Origin of the sequence: Salinibacter sp., from assembly GCF_042218895.1 — a bacterium.
In the GTDB taxonomy this organism is placed as follows: Bacteria; Bacteroidota; Rhodothermia; order Rhodothermales; family Salinibacteraceae; genus Salinibacter.
On record NZ_JBDGQQ010000094.1, the window covers coordinates 1 to 15,360 of the forward strand.

Sequence of the window (15,360 nt, forward strand, 5' to 3'; positions counted from 1 at the left end):
TTCCGGACACGTTGATGTCTAGGGAGGGGGATGAGGACCAGTCTTCTGGGAGCTAGCAGACCGTCCCCATCAGTCCTCGACGTGCACGGCGAAATCCCCGTCGGTGTCGACGACGACCTGTTCCCGGTGCTTGGTCTGGAGGAGGCGCCCCGTGTGATCTGGTTGAACAGGATACTCGCGGTGCCCTCGGTCGATTAGCACGACGAGCTGAATGCTGCGTGGCCGGCCGTACTGGAGAATTGCGTCGAGGGCTGCACGGGCGGTGCGACCCGTGAAGAGAACATCGTCAACAAGGATGACATCCCGATCCGTCACGTCAATGTCGTGCGGTGGGGGCGTGGGAGGGTCAAGCCCGGGACGGTCGTCGCGGAAGGGGGTAACGTCGAGTTCATAGGCGTCAATGCCAATTCCCTCGATGTCGCCGACCTCCTCCGCCACGGTGTGGGCAAGCGGCACGCCACTCCGTTCGATGCCGAAGATTTCAATCGAGTCGGCGCCGCGGTTGTGCTCGATGATCTCGTACGCTAGGCGCCGGAGCGTGCGTTGAACTCGCTCCGGGGACATGATGAGTGTTTGGCCCATCTCAGACTCGGGTCGTATCTGGATTCTGAACGACATGCACCAACCACCTCCTTCCCCAGCCCCTTCAATCTCTGCTCCAATCCCGGTCGGGCTGAGTGGCCGACGGGTCTGATTCGCAAACCCGCCGGTCCCCACCTGAATTTTATGATACTGGTTCGCTCGGTCTTCCCCAAACCCACAGCGTTTCTTTGAGTCACGAATGGGAAATAGCCAGAACCTCGCGCTTTTCTGGAAGACGGTAGTCGTCAGTAGAGCCCGACGCAGAATCTGCCTCGCTGCTTCCCCCAACAGAGAACTTCAAAAGAGCAACCATCCGGCAGAGTCGCTGCCGGCGAGTCGCCTCCCGGTGGCTGGGCCGGGACGAGTATTCGCCGAGGTAGCGATACGCATGGCGTTTCGCCACCCTGCGAAATCCTCGCCACCACGGTTTGAACATCGACCATTTCCCCTCCATGGTATTGCAACGCGCGTCGCCTTCGGGGATGTAGAGTTCCTCGTGGTCGACACTTTGGTGGCTCTAGGCTCCTTCAAAAGCCGGGATCCCCTAAAATCATCGGTGTCGATCCGGCCTCCGGGCTCGACGTGCCGAACCGCCGATCGGGCCAGCGTTTGCTGGGTCATGTCCAGTTGCAGGTCCAGCACCCGACCTTGGCCGCCCCGTTCTGCCCGCGGCACCGCAGGCGGGCGGTCGGACGACCAGCTTCCGTGTCCTTGCCTGGAGAGGCCCCGTGCTCTGGGCTCGCGAGTGATCTTCGATGCAGGTCTACCGCTTTGGGAACCGTCCTCTCGGGAACCGCCCCCTCTCCAGAGCACAGGCTTCGACCTTTCTGGACGAGGGGTAAGGTGCCCATCGTCAGCCTCCACCTCTCCAGTTAGAACCTGACACCACTGGTCATAACGCTGGAAATCGCTTCTTGCATCGTGGGGGCCATCCGGTGAACCGTCTCGCGCGTGCGGCGCAGGTCCTTCGCAATCGAGGTGGTCGACTGTCCCTCGCCCATTTCCCGCAAGACGTAGATCCACTTCGAGAGCCGGACCTTCGAACTTTCCAGAAACGTCCCGGCGCGGTTGTTGAACCACCGGTCGCACTCCCGGTGCTCGTAACGCCTCAGCGAACTGAGGCAGTCCTAGTCCTGAACCGCCACGCTCGAGAATCCGCACCTTACGCGCCGGGGACCATCGGACCCCCGCAGCGCCCGCCGGGCCTCGGCGCAATCCTCAGCGTCGGGCAAAGACGACTCCTCGCTCAAGGCCATCTCGGCGAAGCAAATCGGTGAACTGTCCCGAGTGAAATATGGACACCAAATACGAACTGATTATCCCTACACGAGAGCGACCTCGCGTTGTGGGCATAGGATGGCCGGCGCCGCTCGGCCGCGCAAGCCAGCGCCGCGCCGTTGTTCTTCGTCAAATTACCAGCGAAAAGAAGACGTCCCTCGAACGAACCGGGGCATCGCGCCGTCCGTACACATCGTGAGATAACGCTTACCAGCCCCCGACAGCATGACGGAGGTTCGCTCCTACAGCGACATTGACAACTTAGCTGAGCGGCTGCGGGACGTGCCGTACGAGTCCATCCTGCGCACCATCGGGCGCGTGGCCGAGCGGGAAGGCATCGAGGCGTACGCCGTGGGCGGCATGGTGCGCGATGTACTCCTGGGCCGGGCCACCACCGACCTCGACTTCGTGACTGTGGACGCGGGCACTGGCATCGAGCTGGCCGAGGCGGTGGGTGAGGAGCTGGGCGGCCGCACCGCACACGTCTACCCTAAGTTCGGCACCGCCGCAATTCGCATCCCGGCCGAGGAGGCGCTGCCGGAAGAACATCCGGACGACGCCCTCGAACTGGAGTTCGTGGCCGCCCGGAAGGAGAGCTACCGGTCCCACTCCCGCAAGCCGGAGGTGGAGGCCGGCACGCTGGAGGACGATCAGTACCGCCGCGACTTCACGGTGAATGCAATGGCAATCCACCTCGCGCCGGACCGCTTCGGCGCCCTCATCGACCCGTTCGACGGACGGCGCGACCTGGAGCGGCAGACGATCGACACGCCCCTCGACCCGGAGGAGACCTTCGAGGACGATCCCCTCCGTATGATTCGGGCCGCGCGGTTCGCCGCGCAGCTCGAGTTCCGGGTGTCCGACTGCGTCTTCGACGCCATGGGCACCCAGGCGGAGCGTGTCGAGATCCTCAGCCAGGAGCGCATCACGGAGGAGCTCCACAAGATTCTGGAGGCCGACACCCCGTCCATCGGCTTCAAAATTCTGGAGGCGTCCGGTGTGCTGGAACACTTCATGCCCGAACTGCAACGGCTGAAGGGCGTCGACGTGGTTGACGGCCGCGATCATAAGGACAACTTTTACCACACGCTAGAGGTGCTCGACAACGTAGCCGAGCGCACCTCGGACCGCCCGGCAGAAGAGACGCGCTGGCTCCGCTGGGCGGCTCTCCTCCACGACATCGCCAAGCCGCAGACCAAGCGGTTCGACCCCGAACAGGGCTGGACCTTCCACGGCCACGAGGACGTGGGCGCCCGCATGATCCCGGACCTCTTTCGCAAGTGGCGCCTGCCCACCGACGAGCGGATGGACTACGTGCAAACCCTCGTGCGCCTTCACCTCCGCCCCATCGCGCTGGCGGACGAGAAGGTGACCGACTCCGCCGTGCGCCGCCTCCTCTACGAGGCCGGCGACGCCATCGACGACCTCATGACACTGGTGCGGTCGGACGTAACCTCGAACAATCCAGACCGGCGCCGTCGCTACCTGGAGGCGTTTGACCGGGTGGAGGAGAAGATGCGAATCGTGGAGGAGAAGGACCGCCTCCGCAACTTCGAGCCGCCGGTGGACGGCTACGAGATCATGGAGACGCTCGACATCGAGGAGGGCGTGGCCGTGGGCATCGCCAAGACGTGGATCCGCGAGGCCATCCTCGACGGCGAGATTCCCAACGAGCACGACGCGGCGTTCGACTACCTCATGGAGATCAAGGACGAGGCCCTCCGCCGCGGCGCGCTGTTTGAGGCGATGCAGGACCGGCTGGAGGGGCCGGAGAACCGCGCGCTCGGGGCGATTAAGGAGGTCGTCTTCGAGGACCCGGACCTGCCGGAGGACCGACAGGCAGCGATCGAGTACCTGGAGGCGGTGAAAGGGGAGGTGCTGTCCGGCGACGAGGACGCAGAGGGCGGCTCGGAATAGTAATCACATGGTGTCGCCCATCCGGGCAGTGAGGAACGCCATGCACCCCTCCCGCGCCCCGTCCACCGTCGCGTCGATCCCCGATTCGACGGCCCGCCGCATCGCGTCGTACGTCCGTGGCGGGGCCACCTCCCCAGCCCGGTGCAGCAGCCGGAGGTAGGCGCGTCCGGGCCACTGCTCGTCCACCAAACACATCGCGAACAGCGTCCCGTCCGGTGCGAGGACCTGCCCGAGCGCCGCCACGTGCCCCGTCACGTCGTCGAACAGGTGGAGCATGCCCATCGAGAGGATTGTATCGATACACCTGGCACGAAGCGGCAGGTCATTGGCGTCGGCCTGCAGCAGCGTGATCGAGGATGGCAGCGTGCCGCCCGCACGGTCCGCGATGCGGTCCCGGGCGGCTTCGAGCATGCCGAGTGACCGGTCTACGAGGAGGAGCGGACGGTCCGCGTCGGCGTAGGCCCCGGCGGTAAAGACGGCGGACCCGGCGCCCGCGTCGAGCAGCAGCCCGTCCCCCGACGCAACGGCCCGGCGCGCGAAGGCGCGATACCGCTCCGGGGAGGCGCCCCAGAGCAGCCGGTTGTAGAGCGCACTGCCCACGACCCGGTCGTAGGCCGCGGCGCGGGCATCGTAGCGGGCGCCCTCGGCGTCGGGCGGCAACGCGGACCAAATTCCGGGCCGCGCCTCCCTGAGCGTGGCTTCCGAGGGGACGAGATCGTTGAGCATCTGTCTCGATCGTCCCATTCAGAGCCCCATTTAGGAAGTGCGAGGAGGGATGCCGAGATGGTTTATGCTTCCAGACCGCGCTGGTTGGAAGTGACCAGCCGTCTCACGGAGCTGTAACTGGTCTGGTTGTGTCAAACCCGGACTCGACCAGTCGATGCTAATTCACGAATCTTCACCACCCCCTAACAGAAATCCCTTGACACCCCGGGGCCGATTTTTGTATGTTGTCTTTTAATACACAGTGCCAGAAATAGCTCGCTCCCATCGTCGCGGGGCGGGCTTTTCGTATGTTGTCCCCACCTGGAGAGGCCTCTCCGAACAGGACGAGATTCCCGAGTCGGCCCCTGAGGCCCGTCTATGCCCGAAATCGACGCCGTCCGGCTGAATTTCAGCGCCCAGAACCTGCTGCTGCTCAACGTCACGCTGGGCGTCATCATGTTCGGCGTCGCGCTGAACCTGACGGTCGAGGACTTCAAACGGCTCGCCCGCCATCCCCGTCCGGCCCTCATTGGGGTGTGCGCCCAGTTTCTCCTCCTGCCGGCGGTCACGTTTCTGCTGGTGTGGGTCCTGCAGCCGCGCCCGAGCATTGCCCTCGGCATGATCCTGGTGGCCGCCTGCCCCGGCGGCAACATCTCCAACTTCATGTCCCTGAACGCGGAGGGCAACACGGCCCTGTCCGTCACCCTGACCGCCGTCGCCACGGTCGGGGCCGTCGTCCTCACCCCGCTGAATCTGTCGTTCTGGGGCGGGCTCTACCCCCCGGCGGCCTCCATTCTCACGGGCGTGGACGTGTCCTTCGGGCGCGTCTTCAAGACCGTGACGTTCATCCTCGGCGTGCCCCTCGTCCTGGGCATGACCGTCCGGAGGCTCGCCCCGGAGCGGGCACAGCAATGGAGCCAGTGGATGCAGGGGCTCTCGATCCTCCTGTTTGCGGGCATCGTGCTGTTTGCACTGTGGGCCAATTTTCGGTACCTCGTGGGGTACGTGGGCGTTGTGTTCGACCTGGTGCTGATTCACAACGCCCTTGCGCTGGCGGCCGGGTACCAGTTTGCCTACTGGACCGATCTACCGACCAATGACCGGCGGACTCTCGCCCTGGAGACCGGCATCCAAAACTCGGGGCTGGGACTGATCCTGGTGTTTAACTTCTTCGACGGCCTCGGCGGCATGGCGGTGGTGGCCGGGTGGTGGGGCGTGTGGCACATTGTGTCCGGGCTCGGGCTCTCGTTCTACTGGCGCTCTCGACCGGTTCCCCTCGTCTCTCCCCGGCAGCCCTAAACAGTTGCGTGTCTCACCTTCCACAGCCCCCATGAAGCGTCTCTTCTACCATCTCGTGGCGGCCCTCGTCCGCGCGACGAGCTGGGTCATGTTCAGTCGTGTCGAGGTGCGCAGGCTGGACCGCGTGTCGTGGGACGAGCCCTGTATCGTATCCCCAAACCACCAGAACGCCTTCCTGGACGCCCTGCTCGTAGGGATCATGGCGTCGGTGCCGCTCACCTTCCCCAGCCGGGCAGCCGTCTTCGGCACGCCGTTCGACTGGTTTCTGGAGGCCCTGCACATGGTGCCCATCTACCGGCGACGAGACGGGTTCGACAAGCTGCAGCAAACCAAAGACATCCTTGCCCAGCAGCGGGACCAGCTTTGTCAGGGCCGGTCCCTCGTCATGTTCTCCGAAACGAAACACGCGCACACCTACTACCTGCGCCCGCTGAGCCGAGGGAGCGCCCGGCTGACCCTCAAGACCCAGGAGGCGACCGACCGGCCCGTCCAGCTCGTTCCTGTTGGGATCAACTATTACAATCTTTGCCGGCCCGGCTTCAAGGTCTCGATCGTCTTTGGCAAACCCCTCCGCGCCTCCGAGTACATGGAGCGATATCGGGAGAACGAGGCCGTGTGCGTAAACGACCTGCGCGACGACTTGGCGACGGCGATGAAGGACTGCCTGCTGGTGCCCGAGAAGACCGACGAGTACCACAATCGGGTCGACCGCATCAACCGGAAGAACGAACACCTGCCCTTTCCGGAGGTGAAGCAGGCCCTCAAAACCCCAGACGACCTAGCCCCGAAGGGCGAGCATCGACCGGGACTGGAGACACTGGCCCGAGGCATCAATTTTTTGAATGCAGGGCCGCTGTGGCTCGCGGCCGCGCTGATGCGCTGGGTAGACGAGCCCCCCTTCACCGCCTCCCTGAAGTTCGCCGTTGGGATGTTCGGCGTGCCCCTCTGGTGGATCGGGCTGTTTGCCCTGCTGGCGGGAATCGGTGGTTGGATCGTCGGGGCGGTGGTTGTAGCACTGGCAGTGCTGACGATGGTTCTCCACGTCTTCCTCGTCCGCCTTTCGAATCCGCCTCATCCCCCGGTCGACTGATCCGCTCCTGAATGCGCAGAGATCGTCGTCAGGATGGGCCGCAGGGGAGCAAACATCAGTCTCGTCCGGAGACATCTTCGTCGGTCGGTCCTTGCCCGTCGTAGGCCGCGATGAACTCATCAAGCCGATCGGGATCCTCAGCGCCGGGCAGGGGCCGGGTGGCGGTCTCGCACACGGCATCCACGCCGAGCTTGTCGCAGATAAGATCGGAGACGGACTCGGCCATCTGCCGGTAGGTCGTAAGCTTGCCGCCGACGATGCTGAGGAAGTTGTCGACGCCATCGGCAGCGTGGTCGAGCGTCGTAAAGCCCCGCGAGATGCCGCGCCGGTCGCTCGCCTGCTCGTCGGGAGCGTAGAGTGGCCGCACGCCCCACCACGTGCGGATCGTTGGGGCGTCCGCGACGGGGGGGAGCATGGTCGCGCACTCCCGAACGGACGTTTCAATCTCCCAGTCGGCCTGCTCGTAGTCGTCTGGGTCCGCCACCGGCACGCTCGTGGTCCCGAGCACCGCCTCCTCCTCGTGTGGCACGACGATGTCTCCGTCGTCGGGGTTGCGGCACCGATTGAGCGCCGGCCCAAGGCCCTCGTACGCCACAGAGACCATCACGCCGCGGGAGGGAGCCATGCCCACCTCTATCCCTGCCATCGACGCGACCCGACCTGCCCAGGCGCCCGAAGCGTTGATGACATGATCGGGCTCAACCTCGGCCCCCACCTCGCCCCCAACCAGAGCTCGCTCCACCCGCCCGTCCTCGACGACCATCTCCTCCAGGGGCGCGTGCGGGTGGACGGTCGCTCCGTGGCCTTCAGCGTCGGCGGCGTTGGCCGCACAGAGCCGCGAGGGATACACGACGCCGTCGGGCACCCACATTGCAAGCTCCACCTCGGCCGTGAGGTCCGGCACGTGCGCCCGGACCTCCGTCCCGCTGAGCAGAGTCGTCTCGATCCCAATCTCGTCACAGGCGGCCCGCTTCTCGTCGAAGTATTCCGGGTCATCTTCTGCTAGCTGGACGAACAGGCCCCCCGTGTCTCGAATGCACGCCCCCGCGATGGAGCGAAGGATTCGGTTTTCTGCGATGCACTCTTCGGCTCCTACCCGGTTGGCCTCGGCGTACCGGGCTCCGCTGTGCAGGAGGCCGTGCGAACGGCTGGACGCGCCGCTGGAGAGCCCGTTCCGCTCTACGAGCATTACGTCGACCCCGCGGAGCGCGAGGTCTCGGGCGATGCCCGTACCGGTGGCTCCGCCTCCGATGATCAGTACCGTGGGAGAGTGCATCATCCGCAGCGCGGGCAAACAGACGGGAGACCGGTGATGGGCCCTTCAGGGAAACCTGTTGCCAAGACCTGGCCCCACCCAAGGCCAATTCCTAAACCAGGAAGCGGCAAGGGTGCCTGAATTCTTCACAACTGAGTACGTAACCTTAGCCTTGGTGCGTACACCTGTCTGGCCGAGAAGAGTTGAGAATGCCGCGTAATAGGATGTGACGTTGTAGCGGAATCTTCCTCCCACTGTCCCTGCTCCTACGTTGGACTCGCCGGGTGGACGCGTCCGCCGTCCCGCGGTGCTATCTTCAACAGAAAAGGCCCGCTCCACGATCGGAGCGAGCCTTCACGTCTTTCACCAATTGGCGGTGCGTCTCAGGGATTCTGCGACGCACTGCGCGCCATTAAAGCGTGCCATTGGTCTCGTTGGCCGGGGAGGCGTTAAGGGCACTGAGGCCCTTTTCCGTCTGCTCGGTCTCATATTCGATGGTTTGACCCTCGCGCAGATCGTCGCCGGTGGTCATGCCCGCAATGTTGTTCGCGTGGAGAAATACGTCCTCACTCCCGTCCTGAGGCTCGATGAAGCCGAATCCGCGGGAGGTATCGAAGAACTTAAGCTTGCCCTTTTGCATGTAGGTGTACCTGGTCTGTATTTGGAATGCCTCACCTCTGGGTGGCGACCCGACAACGAGACGAAAACGTCTACTCGGCGGAGCGACACTACGTGATGACGCGTGTTGATGTATGGTGTGCACCCGCCAGCGCACTCGCGGTTCCTTCAGAAGAGCTCTCTAGCCCCGCATTCACGGAGTCGCCTTCTGCGCATCCCGCCGACGGGGCCTTCAGCCGCTTGCATACTTCCGAACTCCTGCCGCCTTCACCATCAGGTCGAACAGGTCGGTGTTTCGGGTGAAGTGCCCGATGGCCTCGCTGCCGGGGCCGAGGGCCGCGAGCTCCACATAATCGGACGTGTGGTCGCCCCCCAACCAGTTGACGGACGTATAGTTGGCCTGAATGGCGCCGAGGAGCAGGTCGGGCGCGCTCTTCTCGCGGTAGGCAGCCTGGTACTCGCCCCGCAGCGCGTCCTGAATCATTTCCGCCTCATCGCGCCGGATCGGGAACTGCCACGCTTCCTCCACCCGGTCTTGGATCTGACGGTAGGTGCTGTTCTCGTCGAGTTCCGATAGGATCCAGCTGTTGGTGTACTGGAAGTCGGCGATCCGGTCGAACATCTTGTTCGAGTCCGAATACCGGTCCCCGGCGGCGTTGACGCCCGGATTGGCGTTGCCGTGGTCGGTGGTGATGATGACGAGCGTATCGTCCCGTCCCTCCACAAAGTCGAGCACGCGCCCAATGGTCTCGTCGAACTCGATCTGATCGTAGATGAGACCGCCGGTGTCGTCCTCGTGCGCCCCGTGGTCCACGCGCCCGCCCTCAATCTGCAGGAGGAAGCCGTCGTCGTTCTGGTCGAGGCGCTGGAGGGCCGCGTCCGTCATTGCAGGCAGCCGGGGCACCTGCTCCTGATGCGCCGGGATGTTCTGATGATCGAGGACGTAGGGGAGGTGCGTGTTGTAGAAGGTCCCCAGGATCGATCCTTCATGCCCCCAGTAGCTCAGGTCCTGTTTCGACCGGGCCACCGTGTAGCCTTTGTCCTCAAAGTCCTGGTAGAGGTCTCTGCCGTCGCCCCGTTGGTCGGGATCGAAGTGGCGCTGCCCCCCGCCCATCAGCACATCGTATTCGCGCTCCAGGTACTGCGCAGCGATCTTGTCTTCGCTCCACCGTGCGGGCATGTTGATGCCAAAACCCGCCGGGGTGGCGTGCGTGATGCGGGTCGTGGTTACAAGCCCGGTCCCGCGGCCGGCGTCGCGGAAGATCTGGAGGATCGTCCGGTACTTTTCTCCGTCCTGGCTCATGTTGAGCGTCTCGTTGAACACGCGGTGCCCGGAGCCCCAGGCGGAGGCCCCCGCTGCGGAGCCGGTCACAATTGAGTTGGCCGCGGCCATGTCCATGAGGCCACGGTTCACGCGCCCTTCCTCGTAGAGACGTATCCAGTTTGAGGGCCGTCCCTTCTGGCGACGCAGGTGCAGGTCGGCCATCGTGAGGGTGCCGGCGCTCATGCCGTCGCTCACCAGGAAGATGACGTTTTTGGCGTCGCCCGGGGCCTCCACGTCCGTCGTGTCGGTGCGAGACTGTCCGTTGGCCGTGCCGGCAATCCCCCCAGCACCGAGGCCCAATGCGGACAGGGCTCCTGTTTTTAGAAAGTCACGGCGGGAGGGCGCGTCGGATGCAGATGAGGAGTCGTGGTACGAATCACTCACAAGACGGATGGGGAGATTAGTAGGGTGCGTCCGTAGTTTAGAAAGGCCTAAGAGGGCTACAAAGATCCGAGGCTCTCTCGTTCGGCCGAAACGGATTACGAAAGCATGATTTCCCGGCTCGAAAACGGACTCACCTCGTCGCCTCAGTCAGAATTCGGCGCAGCTGCCCGGCCTCGGTCACGCGCCGCCCCATCAGTCGGCCGATGAGGAGCTCTTGAAGCCCTCCGTTCCGAAGATCATGGCCGTGACGACAAACAGGTGGGACGGGGCGGTCGCTAGCCGCCGGGGGAGGAAGTGCGAGGGATCGGTGGAGGGTCGTGCGCGCCTCCTCTGCCGCGTCGCGTCCCACACGCTATGCCCAGCCCCTGCTGCGCCCCGACCGATGCAGGGGGGCGACTAGCCCGACTTTCTGTACGCGCACAGGAGGGCCGCATCCTCATCAGACCCGAAGCGTCGGGCGCCCTCCAGCCACAGGCCCTCTACTCCTCCTGTAGGAATTTATCGAGGCGAACGACGTTCGTATCGGAGACAAACATGACCCCTGAGCTCTTCTCGAAGAGGGGCGTGAGGCCGTCCACGATGGTCTGAATCGTCTCCTCGCCGCCAACGGCGAAGAACATGACCAGGCTGTCGCGGTCGTTGAAGAGCAGGCGTCCCTCGTGGAAGCCGTGCTCGCCGCGACCCGTCACGTTGTGGTGGATGGTGTATCCGCTCACCTTCGACTCGTCCAGGAGGTCCCTCACGAACGGCTCTTTCTCGCCCCGGACGATGATCTCGATCTTCTTGAGTGGATGGAGGGTGTGCTGCGTTTCGTCGTTGGTTGGGTCGTCGCTCATGGCAGTTGGGGGGTTGTTCGACGTGCAGTGTCGGCGGGGATGCTACTCCGGTCGGGACGCGGGGCTGACGTGCGCCGGCGGGTCCGCCGCGGATTGTGGAGCAGCGTGGGGAGCCCAGTCCTCATCAGGGCGGTAATGCACGAACGCATCGTCCCGCTCCGGGTCCATGACCGTAAGGCGCAACCACTCGTGGTCGAGGAGCTGCCCGAGCGTGGCGTGGCGCTCGATGATGGTGTCGACCCGTTCGACCGGGGCCTGGACGACGGCCGTGAGGCGCAGGGGCCGATGGTACACGTGTTCGTCGTCGGCCCGCAGGGACTGCAGCGGAAGGCCACTCATGAGGTCTCCCCCGTTGCCCTGCACCACGCCGAGCTTGCCCACCACGTTCTGCGTAACCTTCGAGCCGCTGCCGTAGGCCGCGTTGTCGATCGTAGAGAAGTAGTACTGCGTATTGATCCACTCTCCCACCACCAGCGGCCCCGTCATGATGTTCTCCAGGGCCGTGCCGTCCTCGTCCGCCGTCCAGTCGTAGGAGTGGAGGAAGCACCGCCCATTCAGATCCAGGTCGCGGGTGAGCTCTCGGGGCCCGATAATGAACGCGGCGTTCCCGGCGAGGCCCCACTCTGGACGCGTCTCCGCCCAGTCGGCCGCCCGGCGCTCCGTCTCCTGCACGGCCGCCGCCGGGCGGCCCTCATCGACCGTCGTGTTCAGCGTGCGGACGCGCTCGGTGGCTGCGTCGGCCTGGGCCGCCCGCAGATCCCGGCGCAGGCGGTCGAGGGCCTCCGGCGGCACGGGGGGATCGTTCTCGTCTACGAAGAGCGTGATCTCATCGGTCGTGGTGTTGTGCTGGCCGGCCAGAAAGACGGTATCCGCTGGAATGTCGATGCCGCGCTCGCGCAGTTCATCCTGCACCGCCTCGTCATTGCAGATTGTCGCGAGCACGCGGGCATTGGGGCCGCCCGGATTGCCAGCGCAGGCGCCGCAGTCGAGGCTCGACTTGTAGGGGTTGTTCGGCGTCTGGCTGCCGTGGCCGGCGAAGACGACGATCGGCGCGAAGGTGTCCGTCCACCCCATCAGCCGGAACGCGGCCTCGGCGTAGAGCACCTTCGCCTCGTGTGAGAGCCCGACCGGCAGGGCCTTCGGGTCGTCCACGTCGGCGGCGGGCACGCGGTCCACGGTCGGCTCACAGAAGACGTTCGGGCCGGGAAGCCAGTCCTCCACGGTTTCGCCAAGCCGGAAGAGGCCGGACGGAAGAAGCGTGCGGGCGGCCAGGGATCCACCAAACAGGCCCCCGCTCCCCTCCACGAAGCCGAAGGCGGCAGCCACGTTGGCCTTCAGGGTCGTGATGAGCTTGCGCCCAGTCCGCTCCAGATTCGCCCACCAGTCGTAGCGATCGGCGTCCGCCCGCCCGTTCGTTCCTGGTCGCTCGACAATCTGGTGCTTCGGGTCCACGATCGGGGGGCAGGACTTCACCCGCTCCTCGGAGTCGTAGGGCCGATGCTGCATCGGGATCCCGAAAAACCCGGCGTAGCCGTGCGTCTCGTAGTTCCCCTGCTGCTCGACATGGCGCCGAATGACCTCCGATCGTGTATCGATGCAGAACACCAGCTGCGCGTCCGGCCGCGCCGTCTCCTCCGCGTTCCGCGTCGGGCCGGCCGTCTGCCGAAGATCATCTAGCAGCCGCGAGCGGTAGCTCTCCTCCCAGGCCCGCAGCCAGATGCGGGGGAGAAACGGACGGTCCGTTCCGTTCGGGGGCAGTTCGTCGGCCCGGTCCGGCGCGACGGCGTGGTCCATTCGGCTGGCGAGCGTGAGGCGCACGGCCAGATAGTCGGCCAGTGTGATGGGATGCGCCTCCTGCCAGGGCGTGTTGGCCCGCCGCGCCCGCCACTTGATGAAGCCCGTCCAGCCCGGCAGTGCCGTGAGGTGGTGGACAAAAATTGGCTCCCATCGCGGCTCGGGGTAACTGCCCAGCACCGCCTCGAACGCCTCCACGAGGGTGTCGGGCAGATCGGACGGACGGTCGACACCCGGAATGTTCTCGTCGTACGGGGCCACCGTGCGCCACGCTGCGTAGAAGCCCTCTTCCCGATTGGGCATCGGCCAGGCCGCCTGCCCCTGGTCCAGAAACGCCGCGAGCCACTTCGTCATCACGCGGTCGAGGGGCTGGTCGGCAGGCTCGGGCGCCTGCTCCGGCTCGTCGGCCGCCATCCGGTCCAGCAGCACTTCGGGCCTCTCCGTAATGCCGTGCTCGGCGAGCCGGTGCGTGAGAACGTCCGGATCGATCTCTCCGTTGGCCCACGCTTGCCGAAAGACCTCCGGGGCCGGATAGCCTCGTCCCCCGAAAAGTGGTCCGGCCTGCTGCACGGCCCGGTCGAACGGCTGGTCCTCGAAGCCCATGAGCGGGTTGGCCGCGTTGAATGTCGTCAGCGGCCACAGCGGTCCCACGTACTCGGCGGCGTTCTCGATGCGCGCCCGGAGGACAGATCGATCAATAGGCATTGTACTGGTCGCGGTTGTGCAGAAGGGTCGTCGAAACCGGCTGCGACGTGTTCAGGAGCGCCACGTAGAGCCGCGTGCTCGTCCGGTGCCAGCCCCGATCGATGGCGAGGTACGCCAGGACGAAGATCACGACGAGGCCCCCGTGCAGCGGCGTGAACGCGGTGGGCGCCACGGCTCCTGGCAGCCCCGCGAGGAGCGCCCCGACGGCCGTGTAGACGCCCGCGTACAGCGCGATGGTGGGGAGCAGCACGCCGGGCACGAGCCACAGCCGAACAGTGCGGGACAGCGACGGGCGGTGCACCAACGTGCGGGTGGCGTGCAGCACTGCGAGCACGACAAAAACCGTGAGCAGGGTGCCGCTGTCGAGTGCCGTCAGCGACTTGCCAGTGAGCGTAGCAAACAGGGCCCCACCCGCGAGAGCAGTCACGAGCGTCACCGCGCCACCGAGAACGGACGGGGAGGGGCGGTCCCCCGGCTCAGGCTGCGTGTGCTCGACCACCGACCCGGATGCCAGAAAGAGGTACGCCTTGTAGAGACCGTGCAGGAGAAGGTGGGCAAGGGCGGCAGGGATGAAGCCCAATCCGCACTGCAAAACCATGAATCCCATCTGGGCCACGGTCGAGGCCCCCAATTGGCGCTTCACATCGGTCTGGACGAGCACCCAGGCCTGACCCAGCAGCGCGCTTACCCCCCCGACGAGGACGATGCTCAGCATTACCGCCGGGAGCTCGAACACGACGGGCGCGAACCGTGCGAGGAGCACACCGCCCGCGTTGACCAGTCCCGCGTGCATGAAGGCCGAGACGGGGGTAGGGGTTGTCATCGACGAAAGCAGCCACCGATGAAACGGCACCAGCGCCGACTGTACCATCGCGGCCAGGAGGAGAAGAGCGGCCGCCCCTCCGACGAGGGGCGTCGAGAGCCCCTCCACCGCCGCCAGCGTCCCGTCAATCGTCCACGTCCCGGCCCGAATGCCCAGCAGTCCGAGCGCGCTCGCCAGGAGGGCGCTCCCCCCGAGGAAGAACCGCCGCGCGTACCACGATGCCGCTTGCGCCTGTGGCCATCCGCGAACGTGCCCAATGAGGTCGGCCAGCACCCAGCCCATCGCCGTCCACGCCGCGGCGAACAAGACAAGGTGATTGGCCGCCGTCAGCAGCAGCACGATCAGCGTGAGCCCAAAGAGGCGGCCATAGAACGCATTCAGTCGCTTCGCCCCTGCCATGTAGCGGCGCGAGAAGCTGTGCACGATCCCGCTGACGAACGTCGTCACCACGGCCATGAGGCGCGTGAGACCGTCCACGCGCAGCATTGCTTCTCCGGCCCACTCAGGATCGGGAGGCCAGACGAGGACACCAATGCTGAGCGCGAAGAGGCACCACGTCAGGCGCGTAAGCACAGTCGGCATACGGGTGAAGTGAACTGGATTGGGAAAACAGTGGCGGGCGGAAAACCTCCAGGACGGAAGCGACTCCGGCGACGGGCCGTCAGAGGCTGTTCGGTAGATTAATGCACGGTCGAGACACAGCAGTCGAGGTCCCCTCGCGTGAGATCCACGACGCCGCAGCGACCAAGT

General features: G+C 65.3%; 11 protein-coding genes. 3 read left to right on the forward strand and 8 right to left on the reverse strand.

Going from position 1 to position 15,360, the window contains the following annotated elements; all coding sequences use genetic code 11:
* Nucleotides 1-69: 69 nt before the first annotated feature.
* On the reverse strand, nt 70-582 hold the full coding sequence (gene pyrR / locus ABEL04_RS08665) for a bifunctional pyr operon transcriptional regulator/uracil phosphoribosyltransferase PyrR (RefSeq protein WP_375801990.1): 513 nt from the start codon (nt 580-582) through the stop codon (nt 70-72).
* Between the two features lie 1,503 nt (nt 583-2,085).
* Between pyrR and ABEL04_RS08670 the strand changes: the two genes are divergently transcribed.
* On the forward strand, nt 2,086-3,777 hold the full coding sequence (locus ABEL04_RS08670) for a CCA tRNA nucleotidyltransferase (RefSeq protein WP_375801991.1): 1,692 nt from the start codon (nt 2,086-2,088) through the stop codon (nt 3,775-3,777).
* Nucleotides 3,778-3,780: 3 nt separating this feature from the next.
* Here ABEL04_RS08670 and ABEL04_RS08675 read toward each other — a convergent pair whose 3' ends face one another.
* The gene (locus ABEL04_RS08675; RefSeq protein WP_375801992.1) at nt 3,781-4,503 is read right to left on the reverse strand and encodes a class I SAM-dependent methyltransferase; all 723 of its coding nucleotides are present in this window, start codon (nt 4,501-4,503) and stop codon (nt 3,781-3,783) included.
* A 357-nt stretch (nt 4,504-4,860) separates the two neighbouring features.
* On the opposite strand from ABEL04_RS08675, the gene ABEL04_RS08680 reads away from it, so the two are divergent.
* Nucleotides 4,861-5,781, forward strand: a complete 921-nt coding sequence (locus ABEL04_RS08680; protein ID WP_375801993.1) for a bile acid:sodium symporter family protein — start codon at nt 4,861-4,863, stop codon at nt 5,779-5,781.
* A gap of 31 nt (nt 5,782-5,812) precedes the next feature.
* Nucleotides 5,813-6,871, forward strand: coding sequence for a 1-acyl-sn-glycerol-3-phosphate acyltransferase (locus tag ABEL04_RS08685; RefSeq protein ID WP_375801994.1), 1,059 nt, complete (start codon nt 5,813-5,815; stop codon nt 6,869-6,871).
* A gap of 55 nt (nt 6,872-6,926) precedes the next feature.
* On the opposite strand, the gene ABEL04_RS08690 is transcribed toward ABEL04_RS08685, so the two are convergent.
* The 6 genes from ABEL04_RS08690 to ABEL04_RS08715 form a co-directional block, all read right to left on the reverse strand.
* Entirely contained in the window at nt 6,927-8,150 is a 1,224-nt protein-coding gene (locus tag ABEL04_RS08690; protein ID WP_375801995.1) for an FAD-dependent oxidoreductase, read from the reverse strand.
* A gap of 388 nt (nt 8,151-8,538) precedes the next feature.
* On the reverse strand, nt 8,539-8,766 hold the full coding sequence (locus ABEL04_RS08695) for a cold-shock protein (RefSeq protein WP_375801996.1): 228 nt from the start codon (nt 8,764-8,766) through the stop codon (nt 8,539-8,541).
* A 210-nt stretch (nt 8,767-8,976) separates the two neighbouring features.
* The gene (locus ABEL04_RS08700; RefSeq protein ID WP_375801997.1) at nt 8,977-10,452 is read right to left on the reverse strand and encodes an alkaline phosphatase; all 1,476 of its coding nucleotides are present in this window, start codon (nt 10,450-10,452) and stop codon (nt 8,977-8,979) included.
* A gap of 479 nt (nt 10,453-10,931) precedes the next feature.
* The gene (locus ABEL04_RS08705) at nt 10,932-11,288 is read right to left on the reverse strand and encodes a P-II family nitrogen regulator (protein WP_375801998.1); all 357 of its coding nucleotides are present in this window, start codon (nt 11,286-11,288) and stop codon (nt 10,932-10,934) included.
* 42 nt (nt 11,289-11,330) lie between these two features.
* A complete protein-coding gene (locus ABEL04_RS08710) occupies nt 11,331-13,787 on the reverse strand; it encodes a DUF2309 domain-containing protein (RefSeq protein WP_375801999.1) in 2,457 nt (818 codons plus the stop codon).
* A complete protein-coding gene (locus ABEL04_RS08715; protein WP_375802000.1) occupies nt 13,777-15,192 on the reverse strand; it encodes a proton-conducting transporter membrane subunit in 1,416 nt (471 codons plus the stop codon). The genes ABEL04_RS08710 and ABEL04_RS08715 overlap by 11 nt, the downstream gene beginning before the upstream one ends.
* Between the last annotated feature and the right edge of the window lie 168 nt (nt 15,193-15,360).

Excerpts from the sequence above, each read along its gene's own strand:
- ABEL04_RS08710 (WP_375801999.1), bottom strand. The coding sequence starts at position 13,787 with ATGCCTATTGATCGATCTGTCCTCCGGGCGCGCATCGAGAACGCCGCC.
- ABEL04_RS08685 (WP_375801994.1), top strand. The coding sequence starts at position 5,813 with ATGAAGCGTCTCTTCTACCATCTCGTGGCGGCCCTCGTCCGCGCGACG.
- ABEL04_RS08715 (WP_375802000.1), bottom strand. The coding sequence starts at position 15,192 with ATGCCGACTGTGCTTACGCGCCTGACGTGGTGCCTCTTCGCGCTCAGC.
- ABEL04_RS08670 (WP_375801991.1), top strand. The coding sequence starts at position 2,086 with ATGACGGAGGTTCGCTCCTACAGCGACATTGACAACTTAGCTGAGCGG.
- ABEL04_RS08680 (WP_375801993.1), top strand. The coding sequence starts at position 4,861 with ATGCCCGAAATCGACGCCGTCCGGCTGAATTTCAGCGCCCAGAACCTG.
- ABEL04_RS08690 (WP_375801995.1), bottom strand. The coding sequence starts at position 8,150 with ATGATGCACTCTCCCACGGTACTGATCATCGGAGGCGGAGCCACCGGT.
- ABEL04_RS08705 (WP_375801998.1), bottom strand. The coding sequence starts at position 11,288 with ATGAGCGACGACCCAACCAACGACGAAACGCAGCACACCCTCCATCCA.
- ABEL04_RS08675 (WP_375801992.1), bottom strand. The coding sequence starts at position 4,503 with ATGCTCAACGATCTCGTCCCCTCGGAAGCCACGCTCAGGGAGGCGCGG.
- ABEL04_RS08695 (WP_375801996.1), bottom strand. The coding sequence starts at position 8,766 with ATGCAAAAGGGCAAGCTTAAGTTCTTCGATACCTCCCGCGGATTCGGC.
- pyrR (WP_375801990.1), bottom strand. The coding sequence starts at position 582 with ATGGGCCAAACACTCATCATGTCCCCGGAGCGAGTTCAACGCACGCTC.